This is a genomic window from Lentzea xinjiangensis (assembly GCF_900110955.1).
In the GTDB taxonomy this organism is placed as follows: Bacteria; Actinomycetota; Actinomycetes; order Mycobacteriales; family Pseudonocardiaceae; genus Lentzea; species Lentzea xinjiangensis.
The window spans coordinates 982,580-1,006,045 of sequence record NZ_FOFR01000001.1; the positions used below are offsets into that span (position 1 = coordinate 982,580).

The following is a 23,466-nucleotide window of genomic DNA, read 5'->3' on the forward strand; positions in this document are numbered from 1 at the left end:
CGTGGGCATCGAGCTCCCCGCCGAACTGGCCGGCATCGCGGCCAAGGCAGGCGTCACGTGGCCCAAGGCCGACGAGGACGCCATGCGCTCCAGCGCCGCCGCGTGGCGCGAGGCCGGCGACAAGATCAAGGGACTGGGCACCTCCTCCGACGGCTCCGCGACCCGCGCTCTCGGCGGCCTGACCGGCGCGACCGGTGACGCGGCGCGCGGGCGCTGGGCGAAGGTCGTCGCTCCGGACGGCGACCTGCACCGGGCTGCCCGCGGCTGCCACGCCGCCGCGGACCGCCTCGACCACGCCGCCACGCAGGTGGGCGCCGCGAAGGTCGAGATCGTCCGCGAGCTCGTCGCGCTCGCCAAGAACAGCGACGCCGCGAACGCGTCCGCGCAGGCCGGCAACCCCAACGCGCTGCTGGGCCTCGAAACGCTGACCAGGGGCGCCGCCGCCAACGTCGCGAACCTCCAGAACACCCTGTCCTCCGCGATCCGCCTCGACAGCGGTGTGGACATGAGCCACGCCACGCCCCCGGTGAACACCGCTCCCGGCGCCCACGGGCCCGGCGGGGGCGGCGGTCTGCTGGGCGTGGTGGCGGACGTCGTGGCGCCGGTGACCGGTGCCGTCGCACCCGTCGTCGCGCCCGTCGCCGCCGTGGTCGCCCCGGTGACCGAGGCCGTCGCGCCGGTCGTGGGCGCGGTGACCGCCCCCGTGGCCCCCGTGGTCGGTGCGGTGACCGCGCCGGTCGCGCCCGTGACCGGTGCCGTGACCGACGCCGTGGCCCCGGTCCTGGACGCCGCCGCACCCGTGACCGCACCCGCCGTCGCCGTCGTGCAGCCGGTGGTCGACGCGGTGCCCGGCGGGCGCGAGGCGGCCGGTCCGGTGCTCGACGCGGCGGACGGCCCCGGCAACGGCAACGGCCCCGGCAACGGCCCTGGCAACGGCGATGGGCATGGCCGTGGTGAGGGGCCGGGACACGGTCGCGGCCAGGGGCACGGCCCGCAGGTGCTGCCGGCCGTGGTCGCCGAGGCGGGTCAGGCCGCCGGACACGTCGTCCCGCCCGTGGCGGCTCCGGTCGCGGACGTGATCCCGAGCGTCCAGGGCAGCCTCGGCCCGCTCGCCGAGGGCACGACCCAGGCCTCGGCCGCGGTGCTCGACCAGCCCCTCGTCCGCGGTGGTGAGATTCCTGGCCAGAGCCCGGCCGCCGCGGGCCAGGCCGCTCCCGCGGCGCAGGCCGCTCCCGCCGGTCCCGCGACCGGTGGCCCCGCCGTCGGTGGTCCCGCGGCCGCCGGCCCGGTGGGCGGTCCGGTCGGTGCCGCCGTGGGGGGCGCCGCCGGTGCGGCTCCGGCCGCGGCCGCGCAGGCGGGTGCGGTCCCGGGCCAGCAGGGTGGCGCGCAAGCCGCGGCGCAGACCCAGCAGGGACAGGCCGGTCAGCAGGCAGCCAAGGCGGCGGACGCGAAGGCCGCCGAGCTGAAGGCCGGAGAAGCCAAGACCGGCGAGACCAAGACCGGCGAGACCAAGACCGGGGAAGCCAAGCCCGGCGAGGCCAAGGCCGGTGCGCAGACGGCGGGCAGGACCGGCGTGCCGGGCGCGGTGCCGCCGGCGGGGCAGGCGCCGGGCGTGCCGGCGGGCCAGTCCCCCCACCAGCCCGCCGGTCAGGGCCAGCCGGGCCACCAGCCGCAGGGCCCCGGCCAGTCCGGCAACCAGCCTTCCGGTCAGGGACCGGCCGCCGCCAGGGACGTCGCCGCCAAGGACCTGTCGAAGGAAGCTCCGGACGCGCTCGGCGACGACGTGTCCGACGTCTCCGCCGCCGACGAGAGCGGTGCACACCGGACCGGCGAGACCATCACGGCGCCGTCCGCCCCCGTGGCGGGCGTCGACCTCGGTGGCCGGGGGGCCCTCACCGACCGCCTCGAGAGCCGGGAGAACCAGGCGCTGGCCGGGCCAGGGCTCGCGAGCGACGTCCTGCGCCACACCTACACCGCGGTGGCGGCCGGGAGCTGGTTCATGGCGGTCTTCCTCAGCGCGGGACAGGCTCCGCGGCTCGCCCCGAAGCCCGCCCGCCAGCTCCCGCCCCCGGCTCCGGCCGAGGAGGTCGTCGTGCCGCGGTTCGCGCCGAACGACCACCCGGAGGCCGTCGACACGTCGTCGCCGCAGCCGTCGGAACCGCGTGCGGGCCTGGGCGAGGACCACCCGGTCGTGCGGGAGCTCCTCGCCGAGTACGACCCGCTCGCGGGCATGCACGAACGCGACTGGGACGGCCTGTTCCTGAACGAGGACGGCACCCCGCGCTGGCCGGTCGAACGCGAGGGCGGCTACGAGGACAGCCGGCCGGAGCTGCTCGCGGCGGGCGCCGAGCTGGACAGGTTCGGCACGCCGGAAGGCCGTGTCCTGAGCACCGCGGGCACGCCGTTCCGGGAGCGTTCGCTGCCGCCGCACGCGCTCGACGAGGGCTACCACCGCTACCGCGTCGAGAAGGACCTGCCCGTCCACCGCACGATCAGCGCGCCCTGGTTCGGCCAGCCGGGTGGCGGCAGCCGCTATCGCACCACCTACCCGGTCGCGGACCTCGTCGCGCTCGGCTACCTCACGGAGATCACCCCATGAACGTCGAGTCGCTGCCGGAGTGGCTGACCAGGATCGGCGTGCCGGACGACGTCGTCAGCATCGGTGCGGAGGCGGAGGGGCGCTGGTGCCTGCTCACCGACGAGACGGGGCACGAGGTGTTCTGGCAGGAGCAGGGCAACCGCTACGACTGGGCCCGGTTCGACGACGAGGGCGTGGCGTGCCACTACCTCTTCGGGCGTCTCGCCTGGGCCCAGGTCGCGCGGGGCACCCTCACCGTGCCAACAGCTTGAGTGCTGCCTCGTGCAGGTGGCCGTTCGACGTCAGCACGCTGCCGCCGTCGTAGCGCTCCTCGCCCTCCAGCGAGGTGAACCGGCCACCCGCCTCGGTCACCAGCACCTGGAACGGGGCGATGTCCCACGGGTTCGCCACGCACTCGGGGGCGAGGTCGATGGCGCCCTCCGCGACCAGGCAGTGCTGGTAGAAGTCGCCGAACGCGCGGCTCTCCCAGGTCGCGTCCACCAAGCGCAGGTACGCCTCGCGCGAGTGGTACTCGACCCACGTCTTGATGTCGGTCGTCGACACGTAGGCGTCTTCGAGGGAGCGCACCCCGGACACGGAGATCGTGCGCTCGCCGGCGGCGTCCGACGCGAACGCGCCACCGCCGGACGACGCCCACCAGCGGCGGCCGAGCGCGGGCGCCGACACGACGCCGACGACCGGGACGCCCTCCTCCACCAGCGCGATCAGCGTCGCCCAGATCGGCACGCCGCGCAGGAAGTTCTTGGTGCCGTCGATCGGGTCGAGCACCCAGACGCGCGTCGCGTCCAGCGTGCCGCCGCGCTCCTCGCCCATGACGACGTCGCCGGGACGGTCGGCGGCGAGCACCGCCCGGACCGCGTCCTCCACCGCGACGTCGGCATCGGTGACGGGCGTGCGGTCGGGCTTGCGCTCGACGGCGAGGTCGTGGGCGCGGAACCGGGTCGCGGTGATCGCGTCGGCGGCGTCGGCGAGGCGGAGGGCCAGTTCGAGATCAGCATCGTGGCGTGGCACGCGGCGATCGTTCCACGAATACGCTGGGTGCCGTGAGCGTGGTGTTGCTGGCCGAGGACGATCCGGCCATCGCGGAACCCCTCTCCCGCGCGTTGACGCGGGAGGGGTATTCGGTGCAGGTGGTGGGCGACGGGCCGAGTGCCTTCGACGCCGCCCTCACCGGGGGCATCGACCTGCTGGTGCTGGACCTCGGCCTGCCGGGGATGGACGGGCTGGAGGTGTGCCGCAGACTCCGGCAGAGCGGCAGGGGCATCCCCGTGCTGATGCTCACGGCACGTGCGGACGAGGTCGACTTCGTGGTCGGGCTCGACGCGGGCGCGGACGACTACGTCGCGAAGCCCTTCCGGCTCGCCGAGCTGATGGCCCGCATCCGGGCCCTGCTGCGCCGCCGCGCGCCGGGAACGCTGGAGGTCAACGGCGTGCGCGTCGACCTGGCCGCCCGTCGCGTCACGGTCGACGGCGGCGAGATCCAGCTCGCGAACAAGGAGTTCGAGCTGCTCAAGGTGCTGATCCAGCGCGCGGGGCAGGTCGTGAGCCGCGACGAGATCCTCTCCGAGGTGTGGAACGACCCGGACCTCAAGGGCAGCAAGACGCTCGACATGCACATGTCGTGGCTGCGCCGCAAGCTCGGCGACGGCACCCCGAACTCCGCCGAGAAGCGCATCGCGACCGTCCGCGGCCGCGGGTTCCGCTTCAACGCCGACTGATGCGCCGCCGCATCCTGCGGGCGATCCTGCTCGCCGTCGCCGTCACGGGTTTCGTGCTCGGCCTCCCGCTCGGCTACTCGGCGCTCACGCTCGTCGAGGACACCGCCCGCGGCGACCTCACCGAAAGTGCCCAGCGGATCGCGACGACCCTGGACGACCAGCTCGCCAACCGGCGCGAGATCGACGTCGAGGCCGTCAAGATCGCCATCCCGACCGATGGCCGCCTCACCGTCACCTCCGGCGGCGTCACGAGCTCCACCGGCCCCTCACCGGGCGGCGACCCGCTGACCGTGGAGCTGCCGATAGCGCAGCAGGGCACGGTCCGGCTGGAGATCCCGTCCGGCCCGATGCACACCACCCAGGCCCAGGTCGCGGGCCTGGTGCTGCTCCTGCTCGCGCTGTCGGTGGGCACCGGCACCGTCGTCGCCCTGGTGACGGCGCAGACGCTCGCCCGCCCGCTGGGCTTCGTGGCCGCCCGCGCGTCCCGGCTGGGCGCGGGCGACTTCCGCGCCGAGGAGCAGCGCTACAACATCCCCGAGCTGGACGCGGTCTCCGACGCCCTCGACACCTCCGCCACGGCACTGGCCCGCCTGGTGCAACGAGAACGCGAGCTCGTCGGCGACGTCTCCCACCAGCTGCGCAGCCGCCTGACCGCTCTCCAGCTCCGGCTCGAGGCGCTGGCCGAGCATCCGGAACCCGATACCGCGGCGGAGGCCCGCGCCGCGCTCGAACAGGCCGAACGCCTGGCCGCCGTCCTCGACGAGCTGCTCGCCGCCGCCCGTGCCGCCAGAGCCGTCGGCGCCGAGCCGGTGGAGATGCGCTCCGCGTTGACCGCCATCGCCGAGGAGTGGCGCGAGCAGGTCAAGAGCCAGGGCCGGGCGCTGCGGGTGCGCGTCCCGGACGGCCTGCTGGCCCGCGCCACCCCCGCGCGCCTGCGCGAGGCCATCGGCGTGCTGCTGGACAACGCGCTGCGCCACGGCGAGGGGTCCGTCGTCGTCTCCGCGCGCAGCGAGGAGGGCACGGTCGTCGTCGAGGTCAGCGACGGCGGGGCCGGTGTGCCCGACGAGCTCGCGGCGCACATCTTCGAACGCGGCGTGTCCGGCGGCGGCTCCACGGGCGTGGGCTTGGCCCTCGCGCGGGCACTGGTCGACGCGGACGGCGGGCGGCTGGAGCTGTCGACGGCGCGGCCGGCGACGTTCGCGGTGTTCCTGCCGGTGCCGAAGGCCCAGGACGTCGTCGGCATCCCGTGGAAGGCGCCGAGCACGCCTCGCTAGGGCGGCTCACCTCACGAGTGGCCGAGGGCCTCTTCCTCGTCCAGCGGCCGCTTCCTGCGCCCGTTCTCGTCGGGGAACACCCACTTCTTGTAGCCGTACCAGCGGAAGGCCATCCCGATGAGCGTGCCGACGATCTGCGCGCTCAGGAAGTCGGCCAGTTCCTCCGTGACCCGCGAGACGTGCGGCTCCTGGAGGTGGAACAGGTACCGCGACACCCACAGCGGCGCCGAGTTCAGCACGATGCCGACGCCGTTGACCAGGAAGAACAGGGCGGCCTCGTGGTGGCGCTCGCGGCCGCCGCGGGTGCGGAACGACCACTCCCTGTTCAGGATGTACGACACGATCGTGGCGATCAGGGTCGCGATGATCTTCGCTGTCACCGGGTTGTTCGGCAGGATCAGGATTTTGATCCCGAAGAACAGGGCCGTGTCGATCACGAAGCAGGTGCCCCCGACGAGGGCGAACTTCACCAGCTCACGATGCTTCAGCGCGATCGACCGGATCGGTTCCGGGAACCGGGAGACCACTGTTTCGGCTAGAGACACGGGACGAGTCTACGGAGATCGGGTGAACGCGCCGGTCAGGACGGGCACCGGCGTCGGGGAACACCCAGCGGCGCATCGCCCAGAACTTGAAGCCCGTGGCGAGCAGCATGCCGATGATCGAGCCGGACACGAAGTCGGCGATCTCCTCGGTCAGCGCGGTCACGAACGGGGCCTGCAGGCCGAACAGGTGCCGCGACAGCCACAGCGGAACGATGTTGATGGCCACGCCCACGCCGCTGACGAGGAAGAACAGCGCGGCCTCGTGGTGGCGCTCGCGGCCGCCGCGGGTGTGGAACGACCACTCGCGGGACAGCACGTACGAGGCGATGATCGCCACCAGCACGCCGATGACCTTCGCCGTGACGACCTTGTCGGTCAGCACGGTGAGCTTCAGCGCGTACCAGACGCCGTTGTCGATGACGAACGTCGTGCCGCCTACCACGGCGAACCGGATCATCTCGCGGTGCTTGTGCAGCAGGAACTGGAGCGGTTCCGGCAAGCGGCTCATGGCGCGGCGAACGACTGGCAGCACCGCGCCAGCTTACGGATCAAGGTGACGGCATCCGCCTCCGGGTGTTGCTTTCAGCAACGCAGAGGTGTGCCACCTGCACGTTCAGTGACGAAAAAGATCAACTCCGTGGCGCGGGGCACAGCAGCCCGAGCAGGTCCGGGAGCACCGGCAGCAGTCCTGGCCGCCGCTCGCACGGTTCCTGCGAGCTCGGCGGCGGCGTGGTCGGCACCGACGGGGGCGTGCTGGGCGCCGGCGCGGTCGTCGACGGCGGGAGCACCGGTGGCAGGACCGGCGCCGGAACAGCCGGGACCGACGGGACCGGCGGGACCGGCGGCACAGCCGGAACGCCCGGCTCGGCCGGAACTCCCGGCGCCGTCGGCGCGGTGCTCGGCGTCGACGGCCTGGTCGGCGGCGTGGTGGCCGGCGGCGTGGTGGCCGGCGGGACCTCGGTGGCGGGCGGCGGCTCCACCCCGTCCACCGGCGGGTGGTCCGGCCACGGCCTCATCGGCACGGTCACGGACTTCGTCGCGTTGCCCAGCGTCGCCCGGACGGTGACCGTCCCGCCCCGGTGCGGCGGCCCGAACGCCCAGAGGGACATCCGGAACTTCCCGTCCTTGGCCAGGTCCGTCACGCAGTGGACGGTGTTCTTGTCGGTGCGCGAGCACTCCCGGTACGGCGTGAAGATCACGACGTGCTTCGACGACGACACGTCGAGCTTCAGCGTGCCGCCGCGCGGGCCCCTGTTGCGCACCTTCACGTCCACGCGCGGATCCCAGTGCACCTGGTGCCAGGTCGACGCGGTGAGCTCGATGTCGTCGTGCACCGGCGGCACGTCGACCTCGACGCTCACGTTCACCGAGATCGAGGCGCCGGCGCTGATGACGCCGGTGATCATGCCGGGCAGCGCCTCGTCCGTCGCGCGCAACCGGAACAAGAACGTCGCCTGCCCGCCGGGCGCGATGCCCTGCGGTGTCGTGCACGTGATCACGCCGCCGCCCGCGGGGCAGTTCACCGTCTGGTCGGCGGCGCCGTCGAGCCGCAGCGCCCGTGCCGCGAACGACGACGGCCCGCCGGTCGACAGCACGCCCGGCGGCAGGGTCAGCACCATGCTCGCGGGCGGCGCCGCGGTGCCGCCGGTGTTCCGGACGGTGATCGGGAAGTCCTTCGGGTCCTCGCCGGGCGTCAGCACGTACCCGCTCGGCGTCGTCGGCGTGAGCGACGGCGGCGCGGGCGCGGGCTCCTGGCCAGGAGGTTCGGGCGCGGGAGGTTCGGGAGCGGGAGGTTCGGGAGCGGGAGGCGGGGCGGGTTCCGGGGCAGGCGCCGGTGCGGGCTCCGGAGCGGGGCTGCTGACCGGCGGCGGCTGCGGGGACGGGAGCGGCGGCTGCTGCTGAAGGGGCGGCAGGGGCTGCACCTGGGTGACGGCCGGTGGTGGCGCGACGGCCCGCACCACGGGCACCTGCTGCTTGCTCTCGCCGGAGATCAGCGCGATCACCACGGCGGCGGCCACCACGGCCGCGGCACCTCCGACGGTGACGAGCTGGCGGGGGATGGAGGCGCCGGCCGCGCCCGCGCCGCCGGCCGCCGCGCCGGAGCCGACGACGGCCGTGGTCGCGCCCGCGGCCGCCAGGTACGTCGTGGCGCCGACGCCGAGGACCAGCGGGGCGACGAAGATCCGCAGCGCGCCGTTGACGTCCGCGAGCTCGGCGGCCAGCGCCCGGCACCGGCCGCACTCGTCGAGGTGCGCCTCGACCTGGGTCGCCTCGCGCTTGGACAGGCCACCGCGGGTCCAGGCGCCGAGCCGGTCGACGGTCGCCCGGCAGCGTTCGGCGTCGGTCTCGGCCAGGTGCATCTGCAGGTACTGCTGCTTGAGGCCCTCGCGGGCGCGGTAGGCGAGCGCGGACACGCCGTTGGCCGTCATCCCGAGCAGCGGCGCCACGTCGGCGGGGGACTGGCCCTCGATCTCGGTGTGCCAGAGCACCATCCGCCAGCGCTCGGGCAGCGCGGCGAACGCGCGGGCGGCGAGCGAGCGCTCCAGCCCGGCCACCGCGGTGTCGCTGAACGCCACCGGCGGCGCGACGTCGGTCATGTCCTCGGTGAGGTCGACCTTCCGGTCGCGGCGGGTCTTGTCGTAGGCGGTGTGGCGCAGCGCGGTGAGGAGGTACGCGCGGAACGCCGAGTCGGGACCGCGGCCCGCCCGCAACGTGTCGAGCACCTTCGCGAAGGCCTCGGACACGAGGTCGTCCGCCTCGGCCTGCGACCGGGTGAGCTGGCGCGCGAGGTTGTAGGCCGCCGAGACGTGGCGCTCGTACAACTGGCCGTAGGCGTCGATGGTCCCGTTCCGCACGGACTCGATGAGTTCCGCGTCGCTGGGCCCCTGGACTTCTGCAGGAACGATCGCCACAGTCTCGTTTCCCTCCTCGCGGCGCTCAGTGTGACTTACGGCGTCGCGACGAGTCATCTCAATCCCCCGCGCGGGTTGCGTCACGAATCGGCGGGGCACGCGTCTCCCACCTGGAATCGGAGAGCCGAAGGGAGACCGGGTGGGTGTCGCACAAGCGGAACGCCTGCTGAAGTCGAGGTGGCGGACCGCCACCATGGCCGCGGGCTGGGCGTTCCCGGCGGACTGGCCGCTCGCCGAGGTCGACGAGGTGTGCGCGGCGGTGCTGGGCGGCACCGACCCCGGCGACGCGCTGGTCCGGCTGGGCCGCGCTCGCGCCGAGGCGGGGGCCGGCCTCAGCGAGACGCTGATGGACCTCGCCGCGCTGCACGCGGTGCTGACCGACCCGTCGCACGTCGTGTCGCCCGACGTCGACGCGCTCCCCCCGCGGATGCTGCGCACGACCGCGCTGGGGTGGGCGGACGTGGTGACGAAGCAGGCGGGGGACTGCGCGGCCGAGGACCCGTTGACCGGGCTGGCGACCGCCGCCTACCTGCGGACCCGGCTGGGTGAGGTCTACCGGGAGACGCCGGTCGCGCCACTGGGCTACGCCCTGGTCCTGCTGCGCCTTGACGTGCACCGCGCCACCGGCTGGTCGCGCGTCGTCGCGATGACGCTCGTCTCGGACGCGCTGCGCACCGTGTTCGACGGCGGCGAGACGCTGGCGACGCTCGGGCCCTGCGTCGCCGCCGTGCTGGTGAAGCGCGACGAGCTGCTCGGCCGCAGGGTGTCGAACCTCAGGGTGCTCGCCGCGGACCGGCTCTCCGGCGACCCCGGCGTGCGTCCGGCCGGGCCCGCGGAGATCTGGGTCGAGCACCTGCCGGACACCTGCGGCGCCGCGCGGGCGTTGCTGACCTCGCTGGGGCGCTGAGCCACCCCTGTCCCGCGCCCGGCGGTCCTCCCGCGTCCCCACCGGGTGGAAGTCCTGCTGGCCGGCCTCACTGGGGGTGAGGCCGGCCAGCAGGCGCGGCTCGCCTGCTGGCTCTGCTCGCGAGCCCCGCAGAAGCTGCAGGTAGGCTGCCTGAACCGTGGACTCCCGTACCCGTCTCCCCGTCGTCGGCATGATCGGCGGCGGGCAGCTCGCCCGCATGACGCACCAGGCAGCGATCCCCCTCGGCCAGTCGCTGCGCGTGCTCGCCGTCTCCGAGAACGACCCCGCCGCCCTCGTGGCGCGCGACGTGGTCCTCGGCACGCACACCGACCTCGACGCGCTGCGCGCCTTCGCGAAGGGCTGCGAGGTCATCACGTTCGACCACGAGCACGTGCCCCAGGAGCACCTGCGCGCGCTCGTCGCGGAGGGCGTGAAGGTGCACCCCGGCCCGGACGCGCTGCAGTACGCGCAGGACAAGCTGAAGATGCGCGTGCGGCTCGCCGAGCTCGGCCTGCCGGTGCCGCCGTTCGCCGAGGTCCACGACGTGCGCGACGTGCTCCGCTTCGGTGCCGAGAACGGCTGGCCGTGCGTGCTGAAGGCCATCCGCGGCGGCTACGACGGCCGCGGCGTGTGGATGCTGAACACCCCGCAGAGCGCCGAGCGGGTCGTGCCCGAGCTGCTGGAGGCCGGGACACCGCTGATGGTCGAGCAGTGCGTGCCGATGCGCCGCGAGCTGGCGGCCGTCGTGGCGCGCTCGCCGTTCGGGCAGGGCGCGGCGTGGCCGGTCGTCGAGACCGTGCAGTCGAACGGCATCTGCGTCGAGGTCCTCGCGCCCGCGCCGGCGCCGGACGATGACGAGGCCCAGGAGCTGGCGCTGAAGGTCGCCGACGCGCTGGGCGTGGTGGGCGTGCTGGCCGTCGAGCTGTTCGAGACCGCGGACGGCGTGGTCGTGAACGAGCTCGCGATGCGCCCGCACAACTCGGGCCACTGGTCGATCGAGGGCGCGCGCACGTCGCAGTTCGAGCAGCACCTGCGGGCCGTGCTCGACTACCCGCTCGGCCGCACCGACCTGATGGCGCCGGCCGTGGTGATGGCGAACGTGCTGGGAGCCGCGGAACCACCCGCGATGGGCCCGGACGAGCGCGTGCACCACCTGTTCGCCCGGTTCCCGGACGCGCACGTGCACCTCTACGGCAAGGAGGAACGGCCGGGCCGCAAGGTCGGGCACGTGACGTTCCTCGGCAACGACATGACCGAGGTCCGGCAGCGCGCGCGGCTGGCCGCGGACTGGCTGTCCACCGGCATCTGGCCGGACGGATACGACATTCACGGGAGTGCTCAGTGACTGAGGCTGTGACCCAGGTCGGCGTGATCATGGGCAGCGACTCGGACTGGCCGGTCATGAAGGCCGCCACCGAGGCGCTGACCGAGTTCGGCGTCTCGTTCGAGGTGAGCGTCGTCTCCGCGCACCGCACCCCGCAGCGCATGCTCGACTACGCCTCGACGGCCGCGTCGCGCGGTCTGCGCGTGATCATCGCGGGCGCGGGCGGCGCCGCGCACCTGCCCGGCATGGTCGCCTCCGCCACCGTGCTCCCGGTCATCGGCGTCCCGGTGCCGTTGAAGTACCTCGACGGCATGGACTCGTTGCTCTCGATCGTGCAGATGCCCGCGGGCGTCCCGGTCGCGACCGTCTCGGTGGGTGGAGCCCGCAACGCGGGCCTGCTGGCCGTGCGGGTGCTGGCGGCCGCCGACGTCGCCCTGCAGGAGCGCATGGCCCGCTTCCAGGCAGAACTCGAGCAGCTCGTACTAGACAAGGACGCGGCTCTGCAGAAGTCCCTCTGAGTGCTCAACAGCACAGCGGCGCCCGGTGTGAACGGGCGCTAACATCGTGCCGAGTACTCGCTACCGGGAGGTAACAAGGTGAACCCGAGCTTCGGCACCTACCAGCTCGCCGAGGAGCACGAGGCGCTGCGAGAGGCCGTCCGCTCGCTCGCCGAGAAGGAGATCAAGCCGTTCGCGGCCGAGGTCGACGAGAACGAGCGCTTCCCGGTGGAGGCCCACAACGCCCTGGTCAAGTCCGGTTTCGCCGCCGTCCACGTGCCCGAGTCCTACGACGGCCAGGGCGCGGACTCCGTGGCCACCTGCATCGTCATCGAGGAGGTGGCCCGCGTCTGCGCGTCCTCCTCCCTGATCCCCGCGGTGAACAAGCTCGGCACGATGCCGATCCTGCTCTCGGCCTCCGAGGAGCTCAAACAGCTCGTCATGCCGTCCATCGCCGCGGGCGAGGCCATGGCGTCGTACGCGCTCTCCGAGCGCGAGGCAGGCTCCGACACCGCGTCCATGCGCACGCGCGCCGTCCTGGACGGCGACCACTGGGTGCTGAACGGCACCAAGTGCTGGATCACCAACGCCGGCGAGTCCTCCTGGTACACCGTCATGGCCGTGACGGACCCCAACGCGCCCAAGAAGTCCCAGGGCATCTCGGCGTTCGTGGTGCACAAGGACGACCCCGGCTTCTCGGTCGGCCCGAAGGAGCGCAAGCTCGGCATCAAGGGCTCTCCGACCCGCGAGATCTACTTCGAGAACTGCACCATCCCGGAGAACCGCATCATCGGTGAGCCGGGCACGGGCCTGAAGACCGCTCTGAAGACGCTGGACCACACCCGCCCGACGATCGGCGCGCAGGCCGTCGGCATCGCGCAGGGCGCCCTGGAAGCCGCGGTCGCGTACGTCAAGGACCGCAAGCAGTTCGGCAAGTCCATCTCGGACTTCCAGGGCGTGCAGTTCATGCTCGCCGACATGGCCATGAAGATCGAGGCCGCACGCCACATGGTCTACGTGGCCGCCGCCAAGGCCGAACGCGGCGAGCCGAACATCGGCTTCATCACCGCCGCGGCCAAGTGCTTCGCGTCCGACGTGGCCATGGAGGTCACCACCGACGCCGTGCAGCTCTTCGGCGGGGCCGGGTACACGCGGGACTTCCCGGTGGAGCGGATGATGCGGGACGCGAAGATCACGCAGATCTACGAGGGCACCAACCAGATCCAGCGCGTCGTCATGTCGCGCGCCGTCCTGAACGGCTAGACCTCAGCGAGGAAGGGGGGAGCCGGGGCACGCCCCGGCTCCCCCCTTCGCACGTCCTGGCTTCACGCCGCCACGCAGGTCCCCATCGACTCGCCGATCGCCGCCTTGGCCCCCAGCACGCAGGGCGAGTCCGGCGTCAACGACTTGTCGGAGGCCTGCTGCGCGAGCGCGATGGCGGCGTTCAGCATCCGCATGAGGTTGCCGCTGTCGCGGGCCGCCTGCACCGCCGCGTCACGCGCTTCCTCGGTGGTGCAGCTGATGTCCGTGCCTGCCGTGTCCTCCCGCGGCAGCCACAGGGCTTTGGTGCCCGCGGCGCAGGGCGTGATCTCCCACCGGGTGGGCTCCGCCGCGCCGGCAAGGGGAGGGGTGAGCACGGTGAAGCCGAGTGCGAGGGCTACAGCCACGAGGAAACGTCCCATGCGCCCCAACGTAACCACAGATTCCGACCCCTTCCGGGGGAACCGGTTCCACGGCCGGTGACTACGCTCCGCCAACCTCAAGCCGGGTGGAGGGCCATCGGCAGGACGACCACTGTGGACTCTTCCCACCGGGGCCGCGTGGCCGAAGCAGATCGCGGTGGTCGCGGACCCGTCGGCGAAGACGGCTGGGGCGGAGGCCGCGAGAGCGCGCCGGACGGTGAACCCCAGCGCGCTCTCGCGGGACGTGCCGCGTTCGACCTCGCGGACCCGCGCCTCGGCGGCGGCGTGCGGGGTTCGGCCGTACCTGCTCATGATCGACGTCTCGTCGTCGCCCACACCCTGCCGTCCTCACCCCGCCGAACGGGTCACAGCGTCGCCAGGACCTCGCCCAGCCGCTCGTAGCTGCGCCCGGCGCCGTCGGCCATCCCGGTGGCCAGCACCGCGTCCCTGGCCTCCTGCGAGACCAGGCGCATCGTCGACGTCATCGTGGTCCGCCCGTCCTCCTCGACGAACGACACGGTCGTGATCGCCGGCGGGTTGTCCTCGAAGTGCTCGGTGTTCGCGATGCGCGAGTGAGGCGTGACCTCGGTGTACTCGCCGTGCATCTCGAAGGCGCCTGAGCCGTCCGGCTGCGCCCAGCCGTACCGCCACTTGCCGCCCACGCGCAGGTCGACCTCGCAGATCGGCATCTCCCAGCCGTCGGGTCCGAGCAGCCAGCGCCTGAGCAGCGCGGGCTCGGTGAACGCCTTCCACACGAGCGCCGCGGGAGCGTCGAAGGTGCGGGACATCGCGATCTCGGTGTCGGACGGGAGCGTCACGACGGTGCCGAACTTGGTGGTGGTCATTGCTCTGTCTCCTTCATCTCGGTCAAGAGCGCGTCCAGGCGTGCGTAGCTCGCATCCCAGAAGCGGCGGTAGTTCTCAGCCCACACGGCGACCTCCTTCAGCGGTGTCGCGTCGAGCTGGCAGGGTCGCCACTGGGCCTCCCTGCCACGGGTGATCAGACCTGCCTTCTCCAGCACGCGCAGGTGTTTGGAGATCGCCGGGCCGCTGATGTCGAACGGCTCGGAGAGCTCCTTCACCGTCGCCGGACCCTCGGTGAGCCGCGCGAGGATCGCCCGGCGCGTCGGATCCGCCAGTGCGGCGAAGGTGGCGCTCAGCTGGTCCATCTCTTACCTAACCGATCGGTTATCTAACCTCTGGGTTAAGTAAGCCGCATCGGCGTGCCGGTGTCAACCCCGGGCAACCAGGAAGGCGGCGTGTTCCGTCCTCACCGCATGAGCCACCGACTTCTCGTCGTCGCCGTCGCCGTCGCCCTGCTGGCCGCCGCGTGCGGGACCACGCCCTCGGGAGGAGGGGGTGAGGTGGTGGGCAAGACGTTCCACTCCACGTCCGTCACCGAGCAGGGCGCGCCGCGGGCCCTCGTCGAGGGCACCTCGGTGGAGCTGAGGTTCACCGACGACGGACGGCTGCTCGCGCGGGCCGGCTGCAACCAGATGCAGGGCCCCGTCTCGCTCGACGGCGGCAAGCTCGCGGTGACCGATCTCAGCGTGACCGCGATGGGCTGTCCCAGGCCCGAGCTGCACGCGCAGGACGACTGGCTCGCGGGGCTCCTCGGCGCCGGCCCGTCCTGGCGCGTGGACGGCACGACCCTCGTGGTCACCGGTTCGGGCGCGGAGATCGTGCTGGCGCGGGAGGTGCCCGCCGCGCTGGAGGGCGGCGCGTGGACGGTCGACACGCTGATCACCGGTGACGCGGCGTCCTCGGTGCCGGGCGGAGTCGTCGCGACGCTGGTGTTCGGGCCGGACCGGGTCGAGGTGTCGGCCGGGTGCAACGCGGGCACGGCGCAGTACCGCAAGTCCGGGCAGACGCTCACGTTCGAGCGGGTCGTCCTCACGGACAAGGCGTGCGGTCCGGACGAGATGGCCGTCGAGAAGGCGGTGACCGATGCGCTCAGCGGCCAGGTCGAGTACGAAGTGGACGGTCAGGCGCTGAGGCTCACGAACGCCTCGGGCGCGGGCGTCGGGCTCCGCAAGTAGCGACGGGCCGGGGTCGCGGTGAACGCGACCCCGGCCCGCGCGTCGATCAGGACTTCCGCGCCGCGGCTACCCGCCGGGCCTGGACCTCTTCGAAGCCCACGCCCTGCTCCTCGCCGATCGGCACGGCCTTCCAGTGCTCACGCCCGGACTCGATGCGGTACAACGCGTCCGACCGCTCCCACCGCAGCGCGGTGGAGAAGAACTCCTCCGTCTCGCCACCCACGCGCACGACGAAGAACGGGTCCTCCGCCGGGTGCGCGTCCGTGACGATCGCGAAGTACCGGTAGCTCATGGAAGTCCAATCTACTGGCCGAACTCGGGAATCCGCACGGCCCCGGTCGGGAACGGCACGTCGGCGAAGATGAGCTCGGCCTGCGCGATGGCGTGGTCGATCTCCAGCTGGGTCGTGCCGGGCACGCGGTGCAGCTCGTACCACGGGTGCTCGACCGTCTTGGCGGCCAGGCTCTTCGGCGTGTGGAACTGGAACTCGAAGACCTGACCGGTCGCCGGGTCCTTCCAGACGCTGTTGATCCCGCGGTACTTGTCGACGTACCTGTTCTGCAGCCAGGAGTTCTTGACCTCGAGCTTCACGAACCCCTTGGCCTCCAGGGCGGCGATGCCCCGTTCGACGGCGGCGACGTAGGCGGCGTCGTCGGCCACCATCGTGTACCGGACGGCGTCCTTGACGTCGCCGAGCACGGCGCCGATGTCCGGGTTCTTGGTCAGCTTGTCGACGACCTTGCGCTTGAGCGAGTCGGCGCCCTTGACGCTGTGCGCGAGGCCCTCCAGGTCCACGCTGGGGAGGTCGTTCCTGATCCTCCCCACCACGTCCTGCAACCGCGGGGTGATCCTGGACTCCGCGTCGACCGCCTTGGCGCGGAACGCGTCGACGGCGTCGTTGTGGACCTTCTCCAGCCTGAGCGTCTGGCCGAACTCCTCCATCGTCCAGACGCCGTCCTTGACGACGCCCTTCGGCGGGGTGAGCGGCTTGGGCGGCGGGAGCTTGTCCATCTGCTCGAACCTGAACGTCGCGTTCTCGAGCCTCGCCACGCCGTTCTCGATGGTCAGCTTGAGCTCGAGACCGTTCTTCGGCTCGATGCGGGCGATCGCGCCCTCCAGCCGGGAGAGGTCGCCCTCGGCCCGCAACGTGATCGACTCCAGCCGGTAGAGCCTGCCGTCGATCACCGTGACCGCGCCGTCCAGCTTGGCGACGCCGTTCTCCACCCGCACGGACAGGTTGATGATCTCGCCCATGTCGCCGGGCAGCTTGCTCGGCAACGGGATGTCGTCCGCGAGCTTCACGACGAAGCTGGTGAACTTGCCGAGACCGCCGGCGAGAGCCGCCGTCGTCTTGGTGATCCCCGCGGCGACGACGCCGATCGCCTTGGACAGAGCGCCACCGCTGCCGCCGAGCGGGGTGGTCACCGCGACCGCCACGACGTCGAACGTGATCAGCCCGAACGCCTTGCCCGGGTTGTCGTGCCAGACGTCGAGGTGGATCAGCTTGTACGGGTTCTCGGTGAGGTCCTTGATCCCCGCCCAGATCTCGGCGCACGCCGGGGTGGCCGCCTGGACCTTGGCCTGCACGCCGCACTCGGCGAGCTTCACGATGCCGTTCCAGGTGTTCACCGCGCCCTCGGCGAAACCGTGCGCGGCCTCGATCGCGAAGTTCTGGATCTTCTTCGAGGCGTCCGCGAACCTGGTGCAGGCGTCCGCGTCGCCGCCGTGGCAGAGGATGGCGTCCCTGGCGTAGTCGCCGGCGGCGTCGAGACCCCTGCCGATCGCGTCACCGGTCTTGCGCAGCAGCTCCTGGCACGCGGGCAGCGACGTGTTGATCTTGCACGAGAGCACGCCGGCGGCGCCGGCCTTGAACTCGGCGTTGAGCTCGTCCTCCTTGCGCTGCGCCTGGTCCCTCGCGAGCTGCCGCGCCTCCTCCGCCCGCTTCTTCGCGTCGAGGAACTGGTCGAGGTGGGTGCCGACCTGGTCGGCGAACGCGTGGATCGCGGCCGTGGCCTTGATCGCCCACTGGTGGATCGCCTCGGCGGCGGCCGCCGCCTGGCCCGCGGACTGCGCGGCGCTCGACGCGACCGCGGCGGCGTTGCCCGCGCCGACGGCGTCGGACCGGGCCGACGACGCGTGCTGCGCCGCCGAGGTGGCTGCGGAGTGCGCGCCCGCCGCGTGCTGGGCGGCCTCGTTCGCCGCGTTGTGCGCGGCGACCGCGTGCTGCGCGGCCTCGTTCGCCGAGTGCGCGGCACGGGCCGCGGCCTCGTACGCGGGCTTGACGTCGGCGATGGCCCGGTCGGCCGCCTGCTGCGCCGCCGTGGCCGCGCGAGCCGCCTCCTCCGCCTTCTCCCGCGCGGAACGGGACTGCTCCTCACCGATCAGCAACGCCCTGGCGGCCGTCTCCAGCGCCCGCCGCGCGTCACCGTTTATCCCCGCGTAGGGCCGGGCGATCACCTCGGCCATCCGCGCCGGGTCGATGATCATCGACGCGGACGCGGCGGCAGCGGCGGACGCCCTGTCGGCGATGGACGACTGCCACACCGCCGCGTTGGCCTCGGCGACGGTGGCCTCCGCCTCGAACCGGGTCTGGTCCGCGGACGCCTGCGTCGCGATGGCGACGTTGGCGGCGTCGATCGCGAGCCGGTTCGCCTCGTCGGCGGCCCGGCGCGCGGTCACGGCCTCCTGGTCGGCACGGGTTGCGGCCGCACGGGCCGTGCGGGCGGCTGAGGCCGCGCGCTGGGCTTCCGCGTTCGCCGCCGAGGCGGCGGCACGGGCACGTCCGGCCCACGCCTCGGCGGCGTTGGCGTCGGCACGGGCCCTGCCCGCCGCCTCGGCGATGTCCTTCGTCGCCTCGTCGGCGTCCTTGCCCTGCTTGATCGCCTCTTCCCTGGCGGTCCGCAGCGCGCCCTCGACCTGCTCGGCGAAGGTGACCTTGCCGAAGCAGACCGAGGTGGCCGTCTTGAGCTCACGCCCGGTCGCCGCCGCGGCGTCGATCGCCGCCTGCTCCCGCACGCTCGCGGCGACCGCGTCGCCGTGCGCCTTGACCGCCGACTGCGCCTTGCTGACCGCGTTCGACGCGGCCGACTGCGCGGTGAGCCGGTGGTTGCGCGCGTTGACCGCGTGCTGGCGAGCCCTGGCGGCCGCGTTCTGCGCGGCCACCTTCTGCTGGGCCGCCCGGTCCCGCGACCCGATCGCGATCTCCTGCTGCTTGCGCGCCGCCTCCGCGAGGCTCGCGGCCTGCAACGCCTGCCGCTCGGCCTCCTCGCGGTACTTCCTGGCGTTGTCGGCGTGCTCCTGCGCACCGGCGTTCGCGTCCAGCGCGCGGCTGTCCGCGAGAGTGGCCTCGGTGGCGTGCTGCGCGGTCTCCGCCGCCTTCGCCGCCGCCTCGACCGCACCACCGATCGCGATGGTGACCTTGGCCCAGTCCAGGCCGTTGGTCATGCCGGTGTCGATCAGCCGCACGGCCGCGTTCTGGGCCTGCGCGGTCGCTTCCGCCGCGCTGAGCGACGCCCTGGCGCCGGACTCGGCGTACCGGGTGGCCTCGGCGCGCAGCGCGTCGAGGTCGGCGTTGCGGCCCTTCTGCCCGTGCGCCCTGCCGGGCTTGTCCTCCTGCAGGATCTGGTCGGCGCGGTGGGCGGCCTTGGCAGCCATGTTCATGGCCATCGTGCCGTCGTCGAGCGCCTTGACCGCGGTGATGTTGGACCGCAGGATCTCCGCCCGCGCGTTCGCGGCCGCCTCGCTGCGCCGGGCGAGCGCGGTGAGCTCGGTGATCGCGTTGTTGCGGTCGGCCAGCGCCTGCTCGATGGTCGCCTTGAACGCGGCGTCACGCCGGTTCGCCTCGGCGTAGCCGGTCAGGTAGAACTCGCGGATCAGGGCGTAGTCGCCGCGGATCAGCAACGCCTCGCCCTCGAGCTTCACCTGCGGTCCGCCGTGGTCGACCATGTCGCGGACACGGGCGATGACGCGGTCCCGTTCGGCCTTGTCGTCCTCGGCCTGCTGCTTGTCCTGCTTCAACGCGATCTCGTAGCCGTACGCCACGAAGTCCCTGATCGCCTGGTCGCCCGCGGTCAGCGCGGCCTGCGCGCCCGCCTTGACGTTCGGGCCGCCGGTGCGCGCCCACTCCTCGACCTTGCGGCGGTTCTCCGCCGCCTCGGCGCGCTTGCGCTCCGCCGCCTTGGCCCTCGCCTCGGTCTCACCGTGGTCGAGGAACCAGATCAGCCTCTCCTTGGTGCCGGCGGCGAGGGCGGCCGCGGCCGCGTCGCGGACCTCGACGTCCTCGGCGTGGTCGGCGATGTCCCGCACGAGCTGCCGGTAGAACTCGTGCTCCTCGTCCACCGGCTCGGTCGCCGGGGACTGCTGCTGGAGCACCGGTGCGGGCCGCTGTGCGGCGGCGTTGGCGGGAAGGTTCCCGCCCGCCAGTGCCAGCAGCACCGAGATGATGACGGCCGCGATCGACCGGCGCCGCCACGTGGTGGCGGCGCTGGGTTGTCTTGTGCGCATCGTGTTAGCTGTCCCCCCGGTCACGGTCGAGCGCCGCGAGGGCGTTGACGCGTGCTTGTGCGGCGATGGCTCGCCACGTGTTGGCCTGCTGCAACGCCCACTCGGCCTCTTCCGCCCAGGACGTGCTGCCCTGGCCGGCGCGAGCGAGCACAGCCGCCCAGTCCTGTTCGGTCTGCGCCGCGCGCGCGTGCTCCGCGACCGACGCCCAGTTCGCCGCCTGCCGGTCGGCCGTGACCCTCTCCGCGTCCCAGTCCACAGAGGACTGACCGGCCTGGCCCTCGATCTGGCGCCACGCCGCGATCGCGTCCGCCCGCGACTTGCGGGCCAGCTCGCCGCTCGACTCGCGCTCGGCCTTCTCCGCGGCGAGGGCCGTCTCGGTCAGCAGGCGGATCCTGCTGTGCCAGACGTCGTTCTGGTCGGAGGTGACCCGGCGGAACACCTCGTCGTCGAGATCGGCGGCGATTCCCCAGTAGTACTTGAAGAACAAGCCGATCGCGGTCTCGTCCCCCGAGGACAGCGCGCGGTTCGCCGCCGCGCGGACCTGGGTGCCGGGATCGTCCTCGGCGAGCTCGGCGACGTAGGCGTGGTCCTCCTGCGCCATCCGCGCGAGCTTCTCCTCGTACCTGTTGTTGTTCAGGCGGTCGAGCTCCTGCGCCTTCGCGTGTCCTGTTTGGACGTACTCGGTCTGCGCCGCCGGCGTGCCCGCCAGTGCCACCGCCGATGTCGCCCGCACGGCGCTGCCCGGCAACGAGAAGTCGTTGACGCGCTTGACGTACCGGTAGTTCCGATCGATCCGTTGTGCTGCCCGCGCCTTGGCGTTCGGGTACCCGACGGCCAGGAAGTCCGCGAGGGCCGCCTCGTCCGCGTTGCCGCGCAACGCGTTCCAGGCTTCCGCTCGGACCTCCGGCATCGCGTCCCGCAACGCCAGCCTCATGACGAAGTCGCGCCGGAACGAGGCCAGGTCGACCTGGTCCGCCGCCGTCGTCGTCGTGCCGGCGAGGGCAGCGGGAGTGGTGGCCGATATGGCCGCTCCCACCGTGAGCGCGGCCCCCAAGACCGCGCGCATGAGCGTATGACGCCCCATGTGTTCCCCCAGAACCCCAGTGACAATCAATGAGCAAAAGTGCTCGACGTTTTCCTAACACGCATGTCAATGCGCGTCCGTTCGGCCCAGTGTGTTCCAGCTCACACCGGTTGCGGTTTTCGAGAGAGCGCGCTTAGAGTCCGCCTCGGCATCCAATTTCGGGGGTTACTGGGGCGATGCCGACAACTTGATGAATCTTGGGGGATTCACTTGTCCAGATCCACTCTGGCCGGCCGCGGCATGCGCGCGATCGCAGCGCTCGCGGTAGCGGCCACTTTGGCGAGCGGTGCCGTCACCGCGCCGGTCGCAACGGCCGCGCCCACCACCACCTCGGACAGCGCGGCGGTCGCGGAGGCCGCGCAGGAGTCCACGACGGAGCAGCGCGAGAGGGCGGCCCGCGAGCTCAGCATCATCCTCACGCCGGAAATGGCGGTGATGACGGACAAGAACTTCGTCATCACGTTGTGGCAGAAGGCGCGGGAAGGCAGCAACATCAAGTCCGCCGCGCTCGCGGCGTTCACCAACACCGCGGACGAGAACGCCTGCTACCGGTTCATCACCGCGGGCATTTTCGACGCGAGCGTTCTCGACCAGATCGAGGCGGGCAAGAAGGCCGAGCGCGACCGCCAGCGCCTCGCCGCCGCGGCGGAGATCGGCTGGACCGACGTCACGCAGGCGGTGCTCGACGGCTCGCTGGAGAACTTCGTCTTCAAGCTCTGGGAGCGCGCGGAGGAGGGCAGCGACGTCAAGAAGGGCGCCGCCAACGTCCTGCGGACCGGCTCGACCGACGAACAGCGCCAGGAGTTCGTGGTCAACGGCATCTACGTCGCGTCCCGCATCGACAAGCAGCGCAAGATCGAGGAAGCGGAACGCCTGGAGCGCGAACGCCTGGAGCGCGAGGCGAACCGCAAGGCCAAGGAGCAGGCCTGGGCCGCGGCGACGCAGACGACGGCGACCGAGGACCTGAAGAACCTCCCCGACCGCGAGTTCATCTACGAGATCATCAAGCGCACCAAGGGCGCGCAGGTGAAGGCGAAGGCGCAGATCGCCTACGAGAGCCGTGATCCGTTGGTGTGGAAGGAGTTCATCTTCACCGGCGTGCACGCGGCGCACAAGGCCGATGTGGACGAGCAGGACCGGCTCGACAAGATCGAGGCGGAGCGCCAGATCCGCGTGGTCCTGGACAAGGCGGTCGCCGACGGCTACCAGCCGAACCTCGTCGCGGCCGCCCGCGCCGCGCTGGCGGCCGGCACGAAGATCGCCTACGACGAGTTCCTCAACACCGGTCAGCACGTGGCCGCGAAAAAGGACCTGATCAAGCCGGCGGCCAACCGCGTGATCGAGCTCCAGGGCACCCAGTCCGGCCGCTGCCTCCAGGTCGCGGGCCTGTGGGACACCCCCGGCCAGGGCGCCAACGCTCCCGGTGCCGGCACCGAGCTGTGGGACTGCCTGCGCGGCCCCAAGCAGGTCTGGGAGCTGCGCTGGAAGTCGGAGGGGCAGTACCAGTTGCTGAACCTCGCCTCCAAGCTGTGCCTGGACGTCAGCGGCGACCAGGTCGTCCAGAACACCTGCGGCGAGCAGCCGGGCCAGCGGTGGGAGTTCCTCGAGAACGCCAACGGCACCTTCCAGCTCCGCAACATCGCCACCGGCAGGTTCGCCACGGCGGCGGACAACGGCACCGCCAACGCCACCCTGGTCGTGCAGTACACCAACACCAACGCGATCAACCAGCAGTGGCGGATCATCGACCCGAGCCACGTCTCGTGGACCAAGCAGATGACGCCGGGCACGATCCGGTTGAAGGGCGTCGAGTCCGGCCGCTGCCTCCAGGTCGCGGGCCTGTGGGACACGCCGGGCCAGGGTGCGCTCGGCGACTTCGCCGGCACCGAGATCTGGGACTGCGTCGGCGGCGACAAGATGACGTGGACCCTGGTCGACCTCGGTGACAAGAAGTACGGGCTGAAGAACAAGGTCTCCGGCAAGTGCCTCGACGTCCGCCACGGCAGCATCGAGATCGGCACCCCGCTGATCCAGTACTCGTGCCACTACGGCGGCACGCAGCAGTGGGTGTTCATCGAGGGCGACAACGGCAGCGTCGGCCTGGTGAGCGTGCTCACCGCCAAGTTCGCCGACGTGGAGTGGCGCAGGACCGTCAACGGTTCCCTCGTGGTGCAGAGCGACGGCAACGGCCAGACCAACCAGCGCTGGACCGTGCAGCAGCTGACCACCGCCTAGGTCCGGCCCCCGGAACGACGACCCCAGGCCCTCGCCGACGCCGGCGGGGGCCTGCGGGCGTTCAGGCCGGTGCACGCCGCGGACCTGCGAACCTAATGACTTCCTGTGCGGTTCCTGTCGAAATCATGAGGTCGTTCAAACCTGCACT

Annotated in this window: 20 protein-coding genes; 10 read left to right on the forward strand and 10 right to left on the reverse strand. The window is 72.3% G+C overall.

What is annotated here, in order from left to right; genetic code table 11:
* Nucleotide 1: 1 nt before the first annotated feature.
* On the forward strand, nucleotides 2-2,599 hold the full coding sequence (locus BMW88_RS05030) for a glycohydrolase toxin TNT-related protein (RefSeq protein ID WP_089949313.1): 2,598 nt from the start codon (nucleotides 2-4) through the stop codon (nucleotides 2,597-2,599).
* On the forward strand, nucleotides 2,596-2,850 hold the full coding sequence (locus BMW88_RS05035) for a hypothetical protein (RefSeq protein WP_089949314.1): 255 nt from the start codon (nucleotides 2,596-2,598) through the stop codon (nucleotides 2,848-2,850). Before BMW88_RS05030 ends, BMW88_RS05035 begins: the two co-directional genes overlap by 4 nt.
* Here BMW88_RS05035 and hisN read toward each other — a convergent pair.
* Nucleotides 2,831-3,610, reverse strand: a complete 780-nt coding sequence (gene hisN / locus BMW88_RS05040; RefSeq protein ID WP_089949315.1) for a histidinol-phosphatase — start codon at nucleotides 3,608-3,610, stop codon at nucleotides 2,831-2,833. The two genes, BMW88_RS05035 and hisN, sit on opposite strands and share 20 nt — an antisense overlap.
* A gap of 32 nt (nucleotides 3,611-3,642) precedes the next feature.
* On the opposite strand from hisN, the gene BMW88_RS05045 reads away from it, so the two are divergent.
* Both BMW88_RS05045 and BMW88_RS05050 read left to right on the forward strand, forming a co-directional pair.
* Nucleotides 3,643-4,317 (forward strand): response regulator transcription factor, encoded by a 675-nt coding sequence (locus tag BMW88_RS05045; RefSeq protein ID WP_089949316.1) that lies wholly within the window; start codon nucleotides 3,643-3,645, stop codon nucleotides 4,315-4,317.
* Nucleotides 4,317-5,591, forward strand: coding sequence for an ATP-binding protein (locus BMW88_RS05050; protein ID WP_089949317.1), 1,275 nt, complete (start codon nucleotides 4,317-4,319; stop codon nucleotides 5,589-5,591). Before BMW88_RS05045 ends, BMW88_RS05050 begins: the two co-directional genes overlap by 1 nt.
* Before the next feature lie 11 nt (nucleotides 5,592-5,602).
* On the opposite strand, the gene BMW88_RS05055 is transcribed toward BMW88_RS05050, so the two are convergent.
* The 3 genes from BMW88_RS05055 to BMW88_RS05065 all read right to left on the reverse strand — a co-directional run bounded on the left by BMW88_RS05055 (nucleotide 5,603) and on the right by BMW88_RS05065 (nucleotide 9,048).
* A complete protein-coding gene (locus BMW88_RS05055; protein ID WP_089949318.1) occupies nucleotides 5,603-6,136 on the reverse strand; it encodes a GtrA family protein in 534 nt (177 codons plus the stop codon).
* Nucleotides 6,066-6,665, reverse strand: coding sequence for a GtrA family protein (locus BMW88_RS05060; protein ID WP_425434612.1), 600 nt, complete (start codon nucleotides 6,663-6,665; stop codon nucleotides 6,066-6,068). The genes BMW88_RS05055 and BMW88_RS05060 overlap by 71 nt, the downstream gene beginning before the upstream one ends.
* A gap of 100 nt (nucleotides 6,666-6,765) precedes the next feature.
* A complete protein-coding gene (locus BMW88_RS05065; protein WP_177220944.1) occupies nucleotides 6,766-9,048 on the reverse strand; it encodes a sigma-70 family RNA polymerase sigma factor in 2,283 nt (760 codons plus the stop codon).
* Nucleotides 9,049-9,187: 139 nt separating this feature from the next.
* Between BMW88_RS05065 and BMW88_RS05070 the strand changes: the two genes are divergently transcribed.
* From BMW88_RS05070 to BMW88_RS05085, 4 genes are all read left to right on the forward strand, one after another.
* Nucleotides 9,188-9,955, forward strand: a complete 768-nt coding sequence (locus tag BMW88_RS05070; protein ID WP_245777559.1) for a GGDEF domain-containing protein — start codon at nucleotides 9,188-9,190, stop codon at nucleotides 9,953-9,955.
* A 157-nt stretch (nucleotides 9,956-10,112) separates the two neighbouring features.
* The gene (locus BMW88_RS05075; RefSeq protein ID WP_089949322.1) at nucleotides 10,113-11,300 is read left to right on the forward strand and encodes a 5-(carboxyamino)imidazole ribonucleotide synthase; all 1,188 of its coding nucleotides are present in this window, start codon (nucleotides 10,113-10,115) and stop codon (nucleotides 11,298-11,300) included.
* Between the two features lie 8 nt (nucleotides 11,301-11,308).
* On the forward strand, nucleotides 11,309-11,797 hold the full coding sequence (purE, locus tag BMW88_RS05080; protein ID WP_281249363.1) for a 5-(carboxyamino)imidazole ribonucleotide mutase: 489 nt from the start codon (nucleotides 11,309-11,311) through the stop codon (nucleotides 11,795-11,797).
* Nucleotides 11,798-11,875: 78 nt separating this feature from the next.
* The gene (locus BMW88_RS05085; protein ID WP_089949323.1) at nucleotides 11,876-13,039 is read left to right on the forward strand and encodes an acyl-CoA dehydrogenase; all 1,164 of its coding nucleotides are present in this window, start codon (nucleotides 11,876-11,878) and stop codon (nucleotides 13,037-13,039) included.
* Nucleotides 13,040-13,101: 62 nt separating this feature from the next.
* Here the strand turns inward: BMW88_RS05085 and BMW88_RS40820 are convergent, their stop codons facing one another.
* The 3 genes from BMW88_RS40820 to BMW88_RS05100 form a co-directional block, all read right to left on the reverse strand.
* The gene (locus tag BMW88_RS40820; protein WP_143115968.1) at nucleotides 13,102-13,458 is read right to left on the reverse strand and encodes a hypothetical protein; all 357 of its coding nucleotides are present in this window, start codon (nucleotides 13,456-13,458) and stop codon (nucleotides 13,102-13,104) included.
* A 365-nt stretch (nucleotides 13,459-13,823) separates the two neighbouring features.
* Nucleotides 13,824-14,303, reverse strand: coding sequence for an SRPBCC family protein (locus tag BMW88_RS05095; RefSeq protein ID WP_089949325.1), 480 nt, complete (start codon nucleotides 14,301-14,303; stop codon nucleotides 13,824-13,826).
* A complete protein-coding gene (locus BMW88_RS05100; protein ID WP_089949326.1) occupies nucleotides 14,300-14,626 on the reverse strand; it encodes an ArsR/SmtB family transcription factor in 327 nt (108 codons plus the stop codon). Before BMW88_RS05100 ends, BMW88_RS05095 begins: the two co-directional genes overlap by 4 nt.
* A 108-nt stretch (nucleotides 14,627-14,734) precedes the next feature.
* Here BMW88_RS05100 and BMW88_RS05105 point away from each other — a divergent pair, with 108 nt between their 5' ends.
* On the forward strand, nucleotides 14,735-15,496 hold the full coding sequence (locus BMW88_RS05105; RefSeq protein WP_089949327.1) for an META domain-containing protein: 762 nt from the start codon (nucleotides 14,735-14,737) through the stop codon (nucleotides 15,494-15,496).
* Nucleotides 15,497-15,542: 46 nt separating this feature from the next.
* Here BMW88_RS05105 and BMW88_RS41655 read toward each other — a convergent pair whose 3' ends face one another.
* The 3 genes from BMW88_RS41655 to BMW88_RS05120 are packed head-to-tail and all read right to left on the reverse strand — an operon-like array spanning nucleotide 15,543 to nucleotide 21,065.
* On the reverse strand, nucleotides 15,543-15,788 hold the full coding sequence (locus tag BMW88_RS41655; RefSeq protein ID WP_177220841.1) for a hypothetical protein: 246 nt from the start codon (nucleotides 15,786-15,788) through the stop codon (nucleotides 15,543-15,545).
* A gap of 11 nt (nucleotides 15,789-15,799) precedes the next feature.
* The gene (locus tag BMW88_RS05115; RefSeq protein WP_089949328.1) at nucleotides 15,800-19,999 is read right to left on the reverse strand and encodes a hypothetical protein; all 4,200 of its coding nucleotides are present in this window, start codon (nucleotides 19,997-19,999) and stop codon (nucleotides 15,800-15,802) included.
* Nucleotides 20,000-20,003: 4 nt separating this feature from the next.
* The gene (locus BMW88_RS05120) at nucleotides 20,004-21,065 is read right to left on the reverse strand and encodes a hypothetical protein (protein WP_089949329.1); all 1,062 of its coding nucleotides are present in this window, start codon (nucleotides 21,063-21,065) and stop codon (nucleotides 20,004-20,006) included.
* Nucleotides 21,066-21,293: 228 nt separating this feature from the next.
* Here BMW88_RS05120 and BMW88_RS05125 point away from each other — a divergent pair, with 228 nt between their 5' ends.
* Entirely contained in the window at nucleotides 21,294-23,318 is a 2,025-nt protein-coding gene (locus tag BMW88_RS05125; protein WP_143115970.1) for an RICIN domain-containing protein, read from the forward strand.
* Nucleotides 23,319-23,466 lie beyond the last annotated feature (148 nt).